Genomic DNA, 18,388 nt, shown 5'->3' with positions numbered 1-18,388 from the left:
TAGGGTCTCCACAAACCCTTTTTAAGGAGGTATTCTGTTTTTGTAAATCTCTCACTTACCCGCAAAGCAAAGCTTGGACCATCAGCAAAGCTGAAGGTTTAATTTATTAATTAACTAATCTGAATCATTTCAAAGGTCAATAGATAAAAATACCTATTTTTGAATAGAGTTTTCAATTTTATCGATTATTTAAGCACTGATTGTTTAATTTGGATTAAAAATCTTAGATAAATCTCAGTTGTTGCAGCTTTTTGTGCCTAATAAAATGTTGAATCCTAATAAGAGACCAATATCTATTTGCCAATTGAACTGCGATGATGAAGAATTGTATGGTGAAAAAAGGATTTTATTTCGGGATTGAAGAAATCAATGTTACTTGCATTATTATTTCTAAAATTACGAACGAAAAACATTTTGATTTGTATAGGTATCTTAAATATCTCAAACCCCGGGCTGTGTCTGTCAAAGAGCGGAATAATTCTGAATTTGATTTAAAATTTATAAAAAACAGCAAACTTTAGTCCAATAGTGACAAAAATTACCCCAAGGAAAAAAAAGTATTGACAATTTTTACCATAGGGTCATTTTTGTCATCAGGAAAAATACTGAAACCGCTTGGGGTTTATTTCTTGGCAGGTTTCCTTTTTATTTTCTGTAAAGATTTTTTGAATTCTTCACAAGGGTCTGCATAGGAGACTCTCTGGGTAAACCAAAGATAGTCTGCCGGGGGGACTTTTTCAAATCCTTCCAGGTCCAACGGCATAAGATATTCCGATAAATCTGATGGGTTTACACTGATTTCCCTTAAGGCGATGTTGACCTGTTTAATCGTGTTGTCAATTGTCGCAACCCTGTCGATTACACCAAGTCCATATTCGGTATGGCCGCCGCCAATAATAATGACTATGGGTCCTTTGCGATGGTTGTACAGCCGGGTGACGGATAGTGCCATTTCATCATTTCTTGCGACCCAGGTGTCATACAGTCTTGACTGCATTTTTCCATGACCCATGCCGCAGTGAACTGCTTTGAATATGGAAAACATGTAGTCTTTGTATGCCTCATCAGACAATTTAGTTGAGAAAACCTGCTCTTTTTCGATAGGACTGATACCGTTGATTCCTTTCCGTGTAATTCTTTTTTTCAATGTGCCCGGAAGATCGATCCCTGCCACCTGGAGTTTTTCTTTTTTTGCCATACTCAAAAGATCATAATAGTAACACCACATTTGGTCTGACTGGGTGTCCCACCTCAGTTTTTTTCTCAGGTCGGCTTCAATGATTTCTTCTATTTTTTTTGAATGGGCAACATTTCCGGAATCAACAAAATTGAGCAGGTCAGGGGTATCCTCCATGGAAAAAAATTCAAATCCAATGGCAGGATTCAATCCATTTTCAATCAGACGGTGGATGACGCGCTGCTGGATACGGTGATGTTCGGGATTGTCATGTTTTTCAGAAAGATAGATGACGTCATAGGTGCTGATATCCTTGATCAGGGATTCAAAATCCATGGGTTGATTTGTTTTGGTGTTAATTATTTTTCCGATAAAAGGATCGTTCCTCATTATTGATTTTTTCGTTGTGGTGCAGGATTGAATCATGGATACGGCAAAAAAAATCAGGAAAAGAAAAAAGAGTCGATTCATTGTGGGAGTCCTTTATCATTAAAAAGCATATCCTCTTTTATGAAGGTATCAGACTTCATTGTTTTTTAAAATAGAGAACCAGACTTTTCCCGAGGATGGGGTTTAGCAATCTGTCGATGAATGCAGTTGATTTAGGCTTTTTCATCAAATCCCAAACCAGAAGCCTGTGATAAAGATTTACAAGTTTCGAGTCGGTCCTGTCAGGCCCGACAAAGCATTTGAGCCACCAGAAAGGGGTGTGGATACTGTGGGCATAATGGGAAGAAAAACCGGTGAGTCCAAGGGATTCAATGGCCATGATCAAGGAATTTTTTTTGTAGATCCTCACATGGCCCATGTTGGCATTAAAATATTCATCTGATAAGAGCCAGCAGATTTTCTCCGGCCAAAATCTTGGCACACTGACAGCAAGAATTTTTCCCGGCTTTAAAATTCTGACAAGCTCAGACAGGGCTCTTTTATCATCCGGGATATGTTCTAAAACTTCAGAACAGATAACAATATCAAAGCTGCTGTTTTTAAACGGCAGGTTTGTCACATCCATGCAGGATAGATCAATGCTTTTGCAGCAAAGATCATTAAGGGCCTGGTGAAACGCCAATTTTTTTTTAGTCTCAATAAGGTTTTTAAAGCCGAAATCCGCCCCAACACACATAGTTTTGTTTTGCCGGCAGGCCCTGATGGTATGCCGGCCTTCGCCACATCCGATATCAAGGATTCTGTCATCAGGATGGATATCAAGTTGGTTAAAATCAATGGTAATCATTGATAATCTCTTTATAGGCTTCAACAGTTCGGATGGCGGTTTTTTCCCAGGTGAATTCTTTTAACACCCGATGATATCCTTTTTGGGCAAGTGCCTCGCACTGGGAAGGATCATCCAGTAATTCTAAAATAGCCTTTTCCAAGGCCTTTGCATCCCCGGGCGGTACAAGCTTTGCCGCATCCCCGGCAACTTCCGACAATGCACCGCCTGTGGTGCAGATCACCGGAATTCGACAGGCCATGGCCTCCCCGACCGGAAGTCCGAAACCTTCATATAAAGACGGTACAACCGCAAGGCTTGATTTGGCATACTCTCTGACAAATTGTTCGTGGTCGATTCGGCCGGTAAATGTGATGTGTCGGCCCAGTTCAAGTTTTTTAACCAGGTTTTCAATACCGCCGTTCTTTTTTGGGGTGCCGATGACAACCAGCTTAACCGGACGTATTTTCAGAATGGCTTTTATGGCAAAAAGAAGATGATAAAGTCCCTTTAAGGGAGTGTCCGCGCTATTGGTCACAATGATGCGATTGGGCTGTTTTTTAACGGTCTCCAGAGGATAAAAATTATGGGTATCAATGCCGATGGGAATAGTTTTAAACTTTGATTCAGGAATATCGAATTCTCTGGCAATATCTTTTTTGGAACTTTGAGAAACCGTGATAATACAGGACAGTTTTTTTGCCACTCTTTTCTGCATATTGATAAATGAATACCACCGAAGCGCCTTGATTTTTTTTAAGAAAGATTTTGTGCTTTGGACCGCAAGTCGTCTGTCCACTGTCATGGGATGATGAATGGTTGCTGTGACCGGCATTCTTTTTGCCAGGGACAAAATACCATAAGACAGGCTCTGGTTGTCATGAATAATATCATATTGCTTTTTTGTCTCTTTCAGATGATTTTTTACCCGCATCCCAAAGGTCATGGGTTCAGGATAACCCATTAAAGAGATGTCGAGCCATTCAATCAGATTGATGGGGTCCTTGAGTTCATCTATGCGTGGGGTCCTGAAAAGATCTTCGGGATTATAAAGATCCAGGGTTTTTAGCATGGTGAGGGTCACAGTGTTATTCAGCCTGTTATTTAACAGGGGATCAGGCGGGCCTGCAATAACCTCGACATCATGCCCAAGGTCACAAAGGGCATGGCTCAAGTGTCGGATATAGACGCCCTGACCACCGCAGTGGGGATTACTCCGGTAACTGATAAGGCCTATTTTAAGTGATGAATTCATGAGTATATCTGGTGCGCCCGGCTGGAATCGAACCAGCGATCTTCAGCTTCGGAGGCTGACGCCTTATCCCCTGGGCTACGAGCGCGAAAGTCATATAATACTTAAACCCTGGCTAATGATCAAGGTCATTATCTAATTTTTCTTTGGCTTCACCGGCCACATAGAGGGAACCGGCTATGCAAACTGCATCTTCATCTTTTGAAGTGTCAATGGCATAGGTAACCGCTTCCTTTACATCTTCAATGATGGTAACAGGATTTTGGGTGAATCGTTGAGCTGCCCTTTTTAATACAGACGGTTCAAGACTCCTGTCAATTTTAGCCTTTGTGATAATGATGTTTTGGGCACAGGGCACAAGCATTTCAAGCATTTTTTCATAGGGCTTGTCATCAAGGATGCCAATGACAAGTGTCAGCTTTCTGTCTTTCAAAGTTGATGATAAATATTTTCCAAGAACCCTGGCGGCCTGAAGATTATGTGCCCCGTCAAGGATTACCAGCGGTTTTTCCATGACATGCTCAAGCCGTCCCGGCCATTCGGCCAAAGCAAGCCCTTCTTTGACCAGTGTTTCGTTTAAATGGTATCTGCTGTCCGGTTTTTCAGATGTCCTGAAAATCAGTTCGCATGCAGCCAGTGCAAGGCTTAAGTTTTCTTTCTGATGCTCTCCGGGCAAGGGTTTGATCAGATGATGAAAGCGGTTGTCCAATCCTTTATAAGTATATCTGTTCCGGCCTGGATTTTTTCTCGCTGAAAACTCTTTTTTATAAACAAAGAGATCAGATGATTTTTCTTTTGCAATCTGTTTGATGACACAAAGCCCTGAAGGCTGGGATACCCCGGTGATAACAGGCGTATTTTGTTTAATAATACCGCCTTTTTCTCTGGCAAGCGCTTTAATGGTATGACCCAGATAATCCGTATGTTCGATGGACAGATTGGTTATTACGCTCACCTGGGGTTTGATAACATTTGTGGCATCAAATCTTCCACCCATACCTGTCTCAATCACGGCCCAGTCCACGTTTTTTTTTGAAAAATGATAAAATCCCATGGCTGTCGCAATTTCAAAAAAAGTAGCCTTTCTTTTTCCGATGTCAACGCTGTGAACTGCTTGATAGGCGTCTACAACTTGCTCATTTGAAATCTGTTCACCATCAATTGCAATCCGCTCATTAAATTTAACCAGATGCGGTGACGTATAAAGCCCTGTCTTAAACCCGGCTTTTCGTAAGATTGATGCAATATATGTGGCAGTAGACCCTTTGCCATTGGTACCGGCCACGTGAATCAGGCGATAGTTTTTTTGGGGATTGTTTAATAACTTTAAGATATTTAATATGGTATCAAGCTCAAGCTTAATACCGAAACGGCCAAGCTTGTAAATTTTATCAAGGCATTTCTGATAGGAATTTTGTGGGGTGGCAGTCGTTTTCATTTTTTTTAGATAAAAAAACCCGGTATAAATGATGAATCAAATGATTTATACCGGGCGAATTTTATTGTTTACCTGGGTCTTCTACGTGATCTTGAAGCAGCAATTCTTTGCCTTCTCATTGCTTCTCTCATCTTACGTCGTCTAAACTGACATGGTTTCTCAAAATGCTTTTTCACTTTAAGACGTTTGAAGAGGCCATCGTTCTGGATTTTCTTTTTTAATATTCTTAAGGCTCTTTCAACATCGTTATCAATAACCGTGACTGTAATTTCTTTCAAAAAACATCGCCCCTTTCATAGTGTATTTAAATATCGAGATATTTATAACCGAACTTTGTAACAAAGATACGCCTTAAAAGCAAGGAAAAAATAATGCCTTTCCACCTAAAACTGAAGGCGGAAAGGCATTAAAGTCGAAATTTAAATCAAAGTGACTTAGAGTTTGGAAACCAACTCCGCTGTTACTTCCGGAAGTGCTTTTTCACCGGCCAGCGTGAAGTATTTGACAGCATCATCTTTAGCTGCCACATCTTTGAAATAATAGGAAGACGCAAGTGTGCCGGTATCGGTGTCATAATAGATGGAATGGCGTTTATCAATGGCAGTCTCATCCTGATCATCATCGCGTGCGCTTAATGCACCGCCGCAAACCCTGCATTTGTCTCCATCCGGTTTGATGGCATCAATAAAAATATTATTCGGGTGGTTGTTATCATTTTCGCAAAGGCGGCGACCCATGATTCTGTTTTTTGCAATCTGCCTGTCAAGAAGCATTTCAATAACATAACTGAGTTTGATGCCGGCTTCTTCCAAAGATGCATGAAGTTTTTCCGCCTGAACTTTATTTCTGGGAAAGCCGTCCAGAAGCCATCCGTTTTTGCAGTCATCTTGTTTTATTCTGTCAAGTACCATTGGGATTGTGATTTCATCAGGAACCAGATCACCCTTATCGATATATTCTTTTGCTTTTTTACCCAGCTCGGTTCCACCTTTGATATTTTCACGGAAAATGGCACCTGACTCAACATGTGCAATACCATATTTATCTTTCAGGATAGTTCCCTGGGTTCCCTTGCCACTTCCGTTTGGTCCAAAAAATAGAATGTTCATTTAAAACTCCTTATATGTATTAATTTAAGTACCTGTACCCGGCACAATTTTTCTTGACAAGTTTTTAAATTATAAGACTCGTTTTTATTTGTCAAGGTTAAGGAAAAAATTGAGAATAGCCTTGAATGTCAGAATGGATGTTGCTATTAATGGGGAGCAGGAAAAACCATGAAAATTTTATAAATCATAAGCATAAAATATATTTAGGATAAGGGGGGAGGACATGACTGAATTAATTGATGTCAGGGCAAGGGAGATAATTGATTCCAGAGGGAATCCAACGGTTGAGGTGGACGTTGTCTTAGCCTGCGGTGCCAAGGGCAGAGCAGCTGTTCCATCCGGTGCCTCGACCGGTACCAGGGAAGCCCTGGAACTTCGGGATAACTCTGAAAATCGTTTTTTAGGAAAAGGTGTTTTAAACGCCGTTGCCAACGTCAATGAAGTGATTGCACCTGAAATTATTGGATACGATGCCATGGACCAGGCAGGTCTTGACAGAACCATGCTCGATATCGACGGTACGGAAAATAAGTCACGGCTGGGTGCTAATGCCATTTTAGGCGTGTCCATGGCAGCAGCAAGAGCTGCGGCAAAAGCATGTGAGATCCCTTTGTTTCAGCATCTGGGTGGTATTAATGCCAGAGTGCTGCCGGTTCCCATGATGAATATTATCAATGGCGGGGCTCATGCTCCAAACAATCTGGATATCCAGGAGTTTATGATTCTTCCTTTTGGTGCCCAGTCTATTACGGAAGCGGTTCGGATGGGCGCTGAGACTTTTCATCATCTTGCAAAGATCTTAAAGGGTGAAGGCCTTTCCACAGCAGTCGGGGATGAAGGCGGGTTTGCCCCGAACCTTAAATCCAATGAAGAGGCTTTGGAATATATCATTAATGCCATTGAGACGGCCGGGTACAGACCGGGGAAAGATATTGGTATTGCCCTTGATGCAGCTGCTTCAGAGTTCTATAAGGACGGCAGATATGTTTTCCAGTCAGAAGGCCGTAAGCTTTCACCCGGTGATTTGATTGATTATTATGAAAAATTGATTGAAAAATATCCCTTATATTCCATAGAAGACGGTCTTGCTGAAGATGATTGGGATTCGTGGGAAATCATGACCGAACGGCTGGGAAATGCCATACAGATTGTTGGTGATGATATCTTTGTGACAAATCCTGATATTTTTAAAAAAGGAATTGAGCGGGGAATTGGAAATTCAATCCTGATTAAACTAAACCAGATCGGAACGGTTACAGAAACTCTGGATACCATTCAAATGGCAAAAGAATCCGGCTATACAACGGTTGTTTCCCATCGGTCAGGAGAAACAGAGGACTCTTTTATTGCCGATCTTGCAGTGGGTGTAAATTCAGGACAGATAAAAACAGGGTCCATGTCCAGGAGTGACAGGGTGGCCAAATATAATCAACTCATCAGGATTGAAGAAATGCTGGGAGACAGTGCATCATTTCCTGAAAATCTTTTTGTTTAATTTTTTTAATTTACGTGTGACCTTTAGGTTATGAAAAAGAGATTCCCTCTAATTTTTTTTCTACTGTTTTTCATCCTGGCGCCAGGTACGGGTGAGGCATTCGTTCCCCAAACACCTCACCTGTTGCACCTTGTTGTTGGAAAGATCAAACAGCCTGTCGGCATTGAAGCCTTTCAGACTCGAAAAATCTTAAATTATGAAAATACGGGAAAAGACTTTGCGGAATTAGGGGAAAAATTGATTTATTTATACCCCAATCGGCTCAGATCTGAAATTATTTCAGACACCATGACAAGTTTCAGTGTTGAATCTGATTTCAAATTTATCAAAGTGATGGACGGGGTTATTGTTTCTCATGATAAATCATTGGTTGATCTGTATACGGATATCCTTCTTTATCGTGATCATGAAAGTCTTTTAAATCAGCTTGCCCTGACCGGTATCGACACAGAAAAAGTGTCCTTTCAAAGAGTTAATGATACCATTTGCTACGTCATCGGCAGGCCTTTGGAAAAAGGCAAACCTTTTGCAGGGCTCTGGATAGCAAAAGATTCTTTTTTGCCCATTAAATATGTGGTTGAAAAAAATGGCTGGCTGGCCGAGTTTTTCTATAACAACTGGCAGCGGGTCAGTAAAACCTGGTACCCGATGCAGGGCAGTATTTTTTTGGACAATCAGTTGTTTGCAATGGTTTACGTGGAAAGCGTTAATTTAAAATCAGGGTTTCCATCGTCTTTATTTGATATTGAGCGTATTAAGCGATCACACCCTCAAAATGATCCGGGTTCTTTTGAAGAGCATGACGAACGCATAGAAAAATTTAAAAAATTATATGAATAACTTTAAACAAGTGAGGAATAATGGCTAAAAACACCAAGTATATTTTTGTTACCGGAGGCGTACTCTCATCTTTAGGCAAAGGGCTTGCATCCGCTGCCATAGGAATGCTTCTTGAAAGCCGCGGCCTGACAGTTACCATACAAAAACTTGATCCGTATATAAATGTTGATCCCGGGACCATGAACCCTTTTCAACACGGTGAAGTGTTTGTAACGGATGATGGGGCGGAAACAGATCTGGATTTGGGTCATTATGAAAGATTCACCCATGCAAAGCTGGGTAAAAACAATAATTTCACCACGGGTAAAATTTATGACCTGGTGATTACCAAAGAGCGCAAGGGTGAATATCTGGGGGGCACGGTACAGGTTATCCCCCATATTACCGATGAAATAAAGAAGAGCATCTGCCTTGTAGCTGGAGAAGTCGATGTTGTGATTGTTGAGATCGGCGGTACTATTGGTGATATTGAATCCCTGCCTTTTTTGGAAGCCATCCGGCAGTTTAAAACCGATGCCGGGGCATCCAATGTTATCTATATCCACTTGACCCTTGTTCCTTATATTAAAACTGCTTGTGAAGTAAAAACAAAACCCACACAGCACAGTGTAAAAGAGCTTCGAAGCATTGGTATTCAGCCGGATATTCTTCTTTGCAGAACTGAAAGCTATCTTACCCAGGAAATTAAAGAAAAAATTGCACTTTTTTGTAATGTGGGCGCAGATGATGTCTTTACTGCAAAAGATGTGGACTGCATCTATGAGGTGCCCCTGGTTTATAATAAGGAAGGCCTTGGTGACAAGATATTAAAGAAGCTGAATATCTGGGCAAGGGCGCCAAGGCTGGACGAATGGAAAGAAATGGTCGAAAAACTTAAAAATCCAAGATTTTCAGTAAATATCGCTATTGTCGGCAAGTATGTTGACTTGACGGAAAGTTATAAGAGCCTCAATGAAGCCCTTACCCACGGTGGAATATCCAATGATGCCAGGGTTAATCTTCAATATATCGATTCAACAACCCTGACAGAAGATAATGTTGTGGAAATTCTTTCTAAAAGTGACGGGGTTCTTGTCCCGGGCGGATTCGGCTCAAGGGGGATTGAAGGAAAGATTGTTGCTGCAAAATATGCAAGAGAGCATAAGGTGCCTTATTTCGGGATTTGTCTTGGCATGCACATGGCTGTTATTGAAATAGCCAGAAATCTGCTTAAGCTTGAAGATGCCCATGGCCAGGAGTTTGACCCCTATACACCATATCCTGTGATTTATCTTATGAAAGAATGGTATGACGAGCAGACCCGGCAGCTTGAAAAGCGGGATGAGGATTCTGACAAAGGCGGCACCATGCGTCTTGGTGCATATCCTTGTAAACTGGTTCCTGATACGGTTGCTATGGCAGCCTATAAACAAGAAAAAATTTCAGAGCGTCACAGGCATCGGTTTGAATTTAATAATGAATATAAAGACCGACTGATAGAGGAGGGCGGTCTTGTTGTCAGTGGAACCTCCCCGGATCATGAGCTTGTTGAAATCGTGGAGCTGAAGGATCATCCATGGTATCTTGGATGTCAGTTTCATCCGGAATTCAAATCCAAACCCGGAAACCCGCATCCATTATTCAGAGAGTTTATCAAAGCGGCATTAAAAAATGCCAAAAAATAAATCATGACAGGAAGAGCAAAAGTTTTTATTTCCATGAAAACAGGATTACGTATATGGAGTCAAATGTTATAATCGAGTGTGGAAATATAAAGCTTGAAGGGGCCCTGCAGAAAAATACATCTCAAAATGCTGTTATTATCTGTCATCCCCATCCGCTTTATGGTGGGAATATGGATAATTCGGTGGTGATGACCATTGCAGAGTCCTTTTTTGAAAAAGGGTTTACAACGCTGAGGTTTAACTTCAGGGGAACGGGCAACAGCACCGGTATGTTTGATAATGGCAACGGCGAACAGGAAGATATCAGGGCGGTCATGTCCTGGCTGAAAGAAAATAGATATCAAAAAATTTATCTTACCGGATATTCTTTTGGCGCAAGGGTGAATGCCCGGGTGGTTTTCAAAGGATGTAAAATTGAAGACCATATTATGGTGTCACCCCCTGTGGGATTTATAAGTTTTGATGATATTGAGAAGATGTCTTCTACAGGTCTTATCGTGACCGGGGCCAATGATGATATAGCCCCTGCAGACCTGATTCGAAAACATATTAATCGATGGCAGATTGTCCCGCGGTACGAAATTATTGAAAATTGTGATCATTTTTATTCAGGTCGCCTGGACAAACTTAAGGCCATACTGACAGATTATCTGTCATAAAAAGGGTGTGTGATGGGATCAAAACAATCGCATGATTTTGATTATATTGTTATCGGTTCAGGTTTTGGTGGAAGTGTATCTGCATTAAGGCTTTCTCAAAAAGGGTATCGAGTGGGGGTGCTTGAAAAGGGGAAAGAATGGAAAACTAAGGATTTTCCAAAGACTAACTGGAATATCAGAAAATATTTTTGGCTGCCGGCCATGGGGTGTTATGGATATCAGATGGTTACATTGTTTAAACATGTCATGATCCTTCATGGCGGTGGTGTGGGCGGTGGAAGCCTTGTCTATGCTAATCAGCTTCTCATCCCCCCCGATGAGGTGTTTGAAAGTCGGGACTGGTGTATTGAGAATGTTAAAGAAAAATTGATGCCTCATTATGAAACAGCCAGAAAAATGTTGGGAGCAAATTTAAGTCCTCAAGTGGGAAAGGCTGATAAGCTGTTAAAAGAAGTAGGCATGGAAATGACCGGGAAAGACACCTTTCATAAAAATGATGTGGGAATTTTTTTTGGTGAGCCTGATAAAACAGTTCCGGATCCTTATTTTGACGGCAAAGGGCCGGATCGGACGGGATGTACTTTTTGCAGCGCCTGTATGATCGGATGTCCTGTGGGAGCAAAAAATACGCTGGATAAAAATTATCTCTATCTTGCAAAGGATTTGGGCGCAAAAATTATTCCGGAAACCCATGTAACAGGTGTCAGACAGGTGCATGGGGGATATGAAGTTATCACAAGAAACACCATCGGACTTTTTAAAAAAGAAAAGCGATATAAGGCGAAAGGTGTTGTCTTTTCCGGTGGCGTATTGGGTACGGTAAAACTTTTAAGCCAATGCAAGGACAAGGGAATGCTGCCCAATATTTCCGATGAACTGGGAAATTTTGTGAGAACCAATTCTGAAGCTCTTATCGGTGTTAAATCAAACGATAAAACAACCAACTGGAATGACCAGATCGCCATAACATCGGGGATTTACCCGGATGATACCACTCATGTTGAAATCGTGAGATATAATAAAGGATCTGATTTTTTATTGAATCTTCTAACCATTATGTCCGGCGGCGGGGGAAAGGTGCCAAGAGTGATAAGATTTCTTGGGAATATTGTAAAACATCCTTTAAGATTTGTCCGGTTGTTATGGCCTTTGGGGAGGGCTGCATCCATGTCCGTTCTTTTGGTGATGCAAACAGATAAAAATCATTTGAAACTGAAATATAAGCCGCGATGGTGGCGGTTTGGCGGCAAATCAATGAATTCTGAAATACCGGAAGGATTTCAAAGATCTCCAAACTTTATCCCGATCGCCAACAAGACTGCAAAACGTCTGGCAAAGAAAATGGATGGGATTCCTTTAAGCTCGTTTCCTGAGGTTGTTTTACATACATCGACGACTGCGCATATTTTAGGGGGGTGCTGCATGGGCGATTCTCCAAAGAATGGCGTTGTTTCCAGCAACGGGGAATTGTTTAGTTATTCCAATCTCCATGTGGCTGACGGCTCAGTTGTTTCAGCCAATCTTGGTGTAAATCCAAGCCTTACCATCACAGCTCTTTCAGAACATATTATGTCAAAAATTCCTAATAAAGGATGATATAAATGAAGATAGAATTTAGAATTGAAGGGATACCAGCCCTTTATAAGCTAATGAAAAAAAAGAAAAAACTCGATTTTATTTTTCAGGGAAATACCTTGCAGGATCTGGTAAATGGGTTGATAAGTAAATTCGGCCCTAACGTTAAAAATATCTTATTAGATAAAAAAGATGAAATTGATATTGAATACCGGGTAGTTGTCAATATGTCCAAATACCTTTCCTATGGTGAAAGGATGGATGTACCATTGAATGAGGGTGATACCGTTCATTTTATGACGGTTGGCTGAGGTTAATTATTGATCGCAGTCAGTCTGGCTGCAAAAAATATTAGTGCTGTTAATTTGTATGGGATGTTTCCAGGTTTCTGCCTGAAAATTGTGCATAAAAGGATTTTATGAGTGGCATATCTGCGTCTATATCACCAGACGGGGTGAATACAGGGCCGATTCCAATAATTTTTCGTTTATAATCAATAAATCCGAAGACGATAGGAACTTTTGCCTGTCGGGCCATATGATAAAATCCTGTTTTCCATTTCATCACTTTTTCCCTGGTACCGGAGGGTGCTATGGTGATGATCAATTTTTTTGACTTTTTAAAATTTTCTGTCATGGATCGAACAATATTATTTTTTCCTGATCGATCAATGGGTATGCCGCCAAGTTGTTTCAGCAGCCATTTAAACGGCCATTTAAACATGGCATGTTTTCCCATCCAGTGTGTTGGGATTTTGAATTTAAAAACAATTAACAAGAAAAATACAAAATCCCAGTTGGATGAATGCGGGGCAGCAATAAGGACAAATTTTTTTATATCAGGGATTTCCCCCTTAGCCTTCCATCCCATGATAAAAAGCGCAAAGGTTGCAAATCCGTAAAAAAGTGGTCGCAATATACCATTATTCATTAAAGTCGGCCTCAATTCTCTTTGTCCCACTATAAGATTAAAACAAAAGTTTGAATATAAACAAATGGTTGTATAAGTAAATGGGTGGGTTGGGGTTTTACAATTTTAATACAAAGGCTGCTGAAAACTTGGCAGGTTATAGGTGCCAGGGCTTAGTAGGAATGGCGGAATGGACGAGGAGTTGAGCAAAAATTAAAATAAGGTAAGTTTGGAAAAAAACTTATAAAATAAACCAAAATCAGGATATATAGGCTTAATAGTTATTAAAAAATTAAAATTTTCCTTATAAAGTTAAAAATAATACTTGACAGAAATTTATTGATTTGATTAACCTTAAAAAACAGAATACGTGATATCTCATTTAATGACTATTTTTTTCAAAGTGTTATAAATTATTAAACTGCCACACCTAAGGAGGAAACCATGCCAATCAAAGACAATACACTCATACTTGACGGTTATACATTAACAATTGAAGAATTGATAAAAGCGGGTCAAGACATATCCATCAAAGTTGAGATAGATGAAAAAAACTGGCCTAAAATTCGGGAGTGCAGAGAACTGGTGGACAAATGGGCCAGTGAAGAACGCTGTATTTATGGTGTAAATACAAGCTGCGGCGGTCTTGTTGACTATCTTCTGCCCAAAGAAAGAGATAATGATTTTCAGAAAAATCTCGTAAGAAGTATCACTACCCAGGTGGGTAAACCCTTTGAAGATACACTTGTCAGAACCTTTATGATCGCAAGGGCCAATTCACTTTGTCGCGGTTTTTCCGGTATTAAAGAAGTAAATCTGAAAATTTATCTGGACATGATCAACAAGCATGTTTTCCCGCTTGTTCCCAGAAAAGGGTCTCTGGGTACCAGTGGCGATCTTGGCCCTCTTGGCTGTATTGCAAGTGTTGCTTTTGGAGAATGGAAAGCAAACTATAAGGGCAAGCTCATGCCGGGTAAAGAAGCCATGAAAGCTGCCGGTATTGACCTCATGTATTTGAATGCCAAAGAAGGCCTGTCCCTGATCAATGGAACTTCAGGCATGGTGGGTCTTGCCTGTACGGTTATCACAGAAGCTACCAATACTTTGAAAAATTCAGATATAATCGCTGCGTTTGCCATTGAAACTTTAATGGGCAGGTTTAATCCTTTTGATCCAATCGTTCACGAGCAGAAATACCATCCCGGCCAGTATGCGACTGCAATGAATTTAACCAAGCTTCTCAAAGGAAGCAATATGGCCATTGATGAGCTGGAACTTTCTATAAAACTCCAAGCAACTTTAAAGGAGCACAAAGGTGTTGCTGTGGCAGATATTCCTGTTGAAGATGCCTATTCAATCCGTTGCACACCTCAATTTGTGGGACCCACAAAAGATTCTCTGCAAAATGCCCATGAAGTTCTTTTAAGGGAACTTAATTCCAGTAATGACAATCCATTGATTTTTACGGAGCTGGATACATTTTTCCATAATGGTCATTTTCACGGTCAGCCCATCTCTTTTGCAATGGACTGTCTCGGGATCGCCATGGTCAATATTGGTGTTGTAAGTGACAGAAGAGTTGACAGGTTCATGGATGAAGCCCACAGCACAGGACTTCCTCCTTTCCTTTGTAAGGAAGATACAGGTGTTAGAATGGGACTTATGGGCGGTCAGTTCATGACAACATCACTTGTTGCCGAAAACAGAACCCTTGCAGTTCCAGCCTCTATTCAGTCCATTACATCCACTGCTGATTTTCAGGATATAGTCAGTTTTGGTCTGATTGCAGGTCGAAAAACAAGAAAAATTGTTGAAAATACAAACCATATTCTTTCTTTTGAATTGCTCTGTGCTGCCCAGGCAGCCGATCAAAGAGGTGTTGAGAGACTCAGCCCCGCAGGGAAAATCATGCACAAAGCTGTGCGTGAAACCCTTGATTATATGGATAAAGACAAGGTTTATATTGACGATCTTGAAGAACTCAAAGCAAGAATTGAATCAGGCGAATTTGTAGAAAAAATAGAAAATGAACTTGGTGAGCTTTTGATTGTTCATACTAAGGAATAATTAAATAACTAAGGACGACACCATGATTGAAGAACAAATTGAAAAGAAGATAGCCGATGCGTATATGGAAAAGTTTCCAGTTTCCAGGGAGCATCATGAAAAACTGATCAATTATATCCCCGGTGGTGCAACCAGAAGCTTAAGTTATTTCAAACCCTGGCCCATTCATATTGATTACGGGCAGGGTGCCTATGTTTATACCCATGAAGGGCATAAACTTTTTGATGTAACCAATGCCTATGGAGCCATTGTTCATGGCCATGGTGATCCTGATGTTGTCAAGGCCGTTCAGGAAGGCATTGCAAGAGGCTCCCAGTATTCGACCCCAACAACCGGGCAGTATAAACTGGCAAAGCTTTTATGTGAAAGAATACCCGGGTTTGACAGGGTCAGGTTTGTAAATTCAGGAACAGAAGCTACTCTGTTTGCCTTAAGAACGGCCAGGGCTTATACCAAAAAAGACAAGATTCTGAAAATGACGGGCGGATTTCACGGAACCCATGACTGCGTGGCAGCATCCACAAAAAAGAATGTCATTACAGCAGGAATTCCCAATGGTATGACCGAAGATATGCTGGAAGTAAAGTTCAATGACTTTAATGGATTTGAAAAAGTGGTGAAGGAAAATGCATCTGAACTTGCTGCAGTCATTATGGAGCCTTTCCTGGGTGCAGGTGGTGTTGTGCTGCCGGAACCAGGGTATCTTGAGCATGTAAGGAAAGTGACGTCTGATAATAATGTCCTGCTCATTTTTGATGAGATTTTTTCTTACAGGGTCCATATAGGTGGGTGTCAGGCGTTTTATAGCGTGGTCCCTGATCTGACAACCGTTGGAAAGGTTGTGGGCGGAGGGCTTCCCATTGGCGTGTTTGGTGGAAAAGAAAAAATCATGAATATTTATTGCCATGAAAGTACGGACAAGCCATTATACCACTCCGGAACATTTAACGGGTATGAAACAGTGATGCAGGCAGGATATGCCGCCTTGTTTAAATATGACGAAGCTGCGGTAGCCTATGTTAATAAACTGGGAGATCAGTTTCAGAAGAGCCTTTTGGAAAGCTTTAAAGCCAATGGATTAAATATCCAGTCCAATCAGATCGGTTCTTTGCTGAACCTGCATTTTGTCAATGAACCGATAACAACAGCTGAGCAGGTTTTGAAATCAGAAGAGCAGCTTCACACGTTGATGCATTTGTCTTTGCTGAACAAAGGAATCTTTACAATTCCAAGGGGATTGTTTATCCTGTCAACTGTAATGACCCAACAGGAAATTGAGCATTTGGTTGATAAAATAGATGAAACATTAAAAGAATTGTTGCCATTGATTGAAGAAAAATATAACCATTTACTCTTGTAATTTGGTTTAATTTAAAAAATGTTCAAAATGAGGAAATAAATGGTATTGGATAAAATTGATAAACAGATTTTAAATACGCTTCAGGAAAATGGAAAAACAACAAATTCCAAGTTGTCTAAAATTGTTGGAATTTCAGCTCCTGCAACCCTTGAAAGGGTCAAAAGACTGGAGCTTGCAGGAGTGATTTCTTATTTTACTGCGGTGCTTAATCCTGAAAAAATCGGGTTTTCAATTATGGGTATGGTTAATATCGGCCTAAGTTTGAGCAGCCTTTCTTCTGTGGCCGCCATAAAAGAAAAATTCTTTAATCTGGATGAGGTCATTGAATGCTACCAGATTGCCGGTGCAAATGACTTTATTCTTAAAGTGATTGCAAGGGATATCAAGGCCTATGGAGAGTTTATGAATAAGAAACTCACCCAGATAGAAGGCATTCAGGTTATCAAATCTTCCTTTGTGATTGATAATGTCAAAGAAAAGAGAATATTTACCCTTGACCTGGATGAGGAGTATGGGGTGTAAGAAACGATTATAACTTTTTTCAACAGGAGAATAAAAAAATGGACAATAAAATAATCATCACAGCAGCCGTTACCGGATCTGTTCATATCCCAACCATGAGTGATTACCTTCCCATAACTCCTGATCAGATTGTGGAAGATGCGGTAAAAGCCCATGAAGCAGGCGCTGCCATTGCCCATATTCATGTAAGAAATCCTGAAAACGGATTGCCGGTATCAGATCCGGATCTTTTCATGGAAGTATGTTCAAAGATCAAGGCCAGATGTGATTTGATACTGCTTCCCACCACAGGCGGCGGCATGAATCAGACCACTGAAGAAAAATTGATTCCCATCAAGCAACTGGAGCCGGAAATGTGTTCTTTTGATCCCGCCCCCTTTAACTTTGGTATTTTCCAGATAGCAGGCCGCTTTAAAGAATTCAAATATGACTGGGAGCCTGAATATCTTGAGTTGTGCAAGAATGTAACTTTCAGACCGACCTTTAATGATGATATGATTTATGGTAAAGCTTTTCTTGAAATTGATACCAAGCCCGAAATCGAAATTTATGAACTGGGCCATGTCAGCTATGTGTCCTGGCTTTTGGAAGAAAATCTTTTAAAACCACCGGTTCATCTCCAGTTTGTGTTCGGTCCCATGGTCGGATGGATGACACCTTCAGTCAAACATCTGGTTTTGATTTATGATGAGGCAAAGGAAGTGCTTGGGGAAGAAAATTTTACCTGGTCGGTTGCAGCCGGTGGAAGATTCCAGATTCCTATTACCACTACGGCCATGGCAATGGGGGCACAAAATGTGAGAGTGGGACTTGAAGATTCTATTTATGCAGGAAAAGGCATTATGGCAAAAGCAAGTGCTGATCAGGTGAACATGATAAAACGGGTTGCCAGGGAAATGAGCCTTGAGCCTGCAACATCAGATGAGGCAAGAGGGATCCTTGGATTGAAAGGGCTTGATAAAGTTAATTTTTAGGTTATATACATATACGGGGTCACCCATTAAAAGGTCCTTGTCAAGAGAATAAACTCATCCATTACAAAAAAAGTTGTTTTTTTGTCAAGTTGTACTGTCCACGTGCTCTAATTGTACTCTTTGCCTGTTGA

At 40.8% G+C, this 18,388-nt stretch carries 17 protein-coding genes and 1 tRNA gene; 10 read left to right on the top strand and 8 right to left on the bottom strand.

What is annotated here, in order from left to right:
• Nucleotides 1-622: 622 nt before the first annotated feature.
• From HGJ91_RS00090 to HGJ91_RS00060, 7 genes are all read right to left on the bottom strand, one after another.
• Nucleotides 623-1,648, bottom strand: a complete 1,026-nt coding sequence (locus tag HGJ91_RS00090; RefSeq protein WP_291345624.1) for a ChaN family lipoprotein — start codon at nt 1,646-1,648, stop codon at nt 623-625.
• Between the two features lie 55 nt (nt 1,649-1,703).
• Nucleotides 1,704-2,414: a class I SAM-dependent methyltransferase gene (locus HGJ91_RS00085; protein ID WP_291345623.1), complete on the bottom strand. Its 711-nt coding sequence runs from the start codon at nt 2,412-2,414 to the stop codon at nt 1,704-1,706.
• Nucleotides 2,401-3,648, bottom strand: coding sequence for a glycosyltransferase family 4 protein (locus tag HGJ91_RS00080; RefSeq protein WP_291345622.1), 1,248 nt, complete (start codon nt 3,646-3,648; stop codon nt 2,401-2,403). Before HGJ91_RS00080 ends, HGJ91_RS00085 begins: the two co-directional genes overlap by 14 nt.
• Before the next feature lie 9 nt (nt 3,649-3,657).
• A tRNA-Arg gene (locus HGJ91_RS00075) sits at nt 3,658-3,733 on the bottom strand.
• 27 nt (nt 3,734-3,760) lie between these two features.
• Nucleotides 3,761-5,083, bottom strand: coding sequence for a folylpolyglutamate synthase/dihydrofolate synthase family protein (locus HGJ91_RS00070; RefSeq protein ID WP_291345621.1), 1,323 nt, complete (start codon nt 5,081-5,083; stop codon nt 3,761-3,763).
• Between the two features lie 68 nt (nt 5,084-5,151).
• Nucleotides 5,152-5,361 (bottom strand): 30S ribosomal protein S21, encoded by a 210-nt coding sequence (rpsU, locus tag HGJ91_RS00065; RefSeq protein ID WP_014957311.1) that lies wholly within the window; start codon nt 5,359-5,361, stop codon nt 5,152-5,154.
• A 156-nt stretch (nt 5,362-5,517) separates the two neighbouring features.
• On the bottom strand, nt 5,518-6,192 hold the full coding sequence (locus HGJ91_RS00060) for an adenylate kinase (RefSeq protein ID WP_291345620.1): 675 nt from the start codon (nt 6,190-6,192) through the stop codon (nt 5,518-5,520).
• A 223-nt stretch (nt 6,193-6,415) separates the two neighbouring features.
• Here HGJ91_RS00060 and eno point away from each other — a divergent pair, with 223 nt between their 5' ends.
• From eno to HGJ91_RS00030, 6 genes are read left to right on the top strand one after another with little or no spacing between them, the layout of a single operon-like run.
• Nucleotides 6,416-7,687, top strand: a complete 1,272-nt coding sequence (gene eno / locus HGJ91_RS00055) for a phosphopyruvate hydratase (RefSeq protein WP_291345619.1) — start codon at nt 6,416-6,418, stop codon at nt 7,685-7,687.
• Between the two features lie 30 nt (nt 7,688-7,717).
• Nucleotides 7,718-8,527, top strand: coding sequence for a hypothetical protein (locus tag HGJ91_RS00050; RefSeq protein ID WP_291345618.1), 810 nt, complete (start codon nt 7,718-7,720; stop codon nt 8,525-8,527).
• 20 nt (nt 8,528-8,547) lie between these two features.
• A complete protein-coding gene (locus HGJ91_RS00045) occupies nt 8,548-10,191 on the top strand; it encodes a CTP synthase (protein WP_291345617.1) in 1,644 nt (547 codons plus the stop codon).
• Between the two features lie 53 nt (nt 10,192-10,244).
• Nucleotides 10,245-10,850: a CocE/NonD family hydrolase gene (locus HGJ91_RS00040; protein ID WP_291345616.1), complete on the top strand. Its 606-nt coding sequence runs from the start codon at nt 10,245-10,247 to the stop codon at nt 10,848-10,850.
• Between the two features lie 12 nt (nt 10,851-10,862).
• Nucleotides 10,863-12,446 (top strand): GMC family oxidoreductase, encoded by a 1,584-nt coding sequence (locus HGJ91_RS00035; protein ID WP_291345615.1) that lies wholly within the window; start codon nt 10,863-10,865, stop codon nt 12,444-12,446.
• Between the two features lie 5 nt (nt 12,447-12,451).
• Entirely contained in the window at nt 12,452-12,736 is a 285-nt protein-coding gene (locus tag HGJ91_RS00030) for a hypothetical protein (RefSeq protein ID WP_291345614.1), read from the top strand.
• A gap of 49 nt (nt 12,737-12,785) precedes the next feature.
• On the opposite strand, the gene HGJ91_RS00025 is transcribed toward HGJ91_RS00030, so the two are convergent.
• Entirely contained in the window at nt 12,786-13,355 is a 570-nt protein-coding gene (locus HGJ91_RS00025; RefSeq protein ID WP_291345613.1) for a lysophospholipid acyltransferase family protein, read from the bottom strand.
• Between the two features lie 423 nt (nt 13,356-13,778).
• Here HGJ91_RS00025 and HGJ91_RS00020 point away from each other — a divergent pair, with 423 nt between their 5' ends.
• Genes HGJ91_RS00020 through HGJ91_RS00005 form a run of 4 tightly spaced genes read left to right on the top strand, consistent with a single transcriptional unit; the run spans nt 13,779 to nt 18,257 of the window.
• Nucleotides 13,779-15,401: an aromatic amino acid lyase gene (locus tag HGJ91_RS00020; protein WP_291345612.1), complete on the top strand. Its 1,623-nt coding sequence runs from the start codon at nt 13,779-13,781 to the stop codon at nt 15,399-15,401.
• A 22-nt stretch (nt 15,402-15,423) separates the two neighbouring features.
• Nucleotides 15,424-16,761, top strand: a complete 1,338-nt coding sequence (locus HGJ91_RS00015) for an aspartate aminotransferase family protein (RefSeq protein ID WP_291345611.1) — start codon at nt 15,424-15,426, stop codon at nt 16,759-16,761.
• Nucleotides 16,762-16,800: 39 nt separating this feature from the next.
• Nucleotides 16,801-17,283, top strand: coding sequence for an Lrp/AsnC family transcriptional regulator (locus HGJ91_RS00010; RefSeq protein ID WP_291345610.1), 483 nt, complete (start codon nt 16,801-16,803; stop codon nt 17,281-17,283).
• A gap of 38 nt (nt 17,284-17,321) precedes the next feature.
• Nucleotides 17,322-18,257 carry a 3-keto-5-aminohexanoate cleavage protein gene (locus HGJ91_RS00005; RefSeq protein ID WP_291345609.1) on the top strand — a complete coding sequence of 312 codons (936 nt, stop codon included), beginning with the start codon at nt 17,322-17,324 and terminating at the stop codon, nt 18,255-18,257.
• Nucleotides 18,258-18,388 lie beyond the last annotated feature (131 nt).

Origin of the sequence: Desulfobacula sp. (assembly GCF_014237455.1) — a bacterium.
In the GTDB taxonomy this organism is placed as follows: Bacteria; Desulfobacterota; Desulfobacteria; order Desulfobacterales; family Desulfobacteraceae; genus Desulfobacula.
This window is presented reverse-complemented; position numbering and strand designations above follow the sequence as displayed.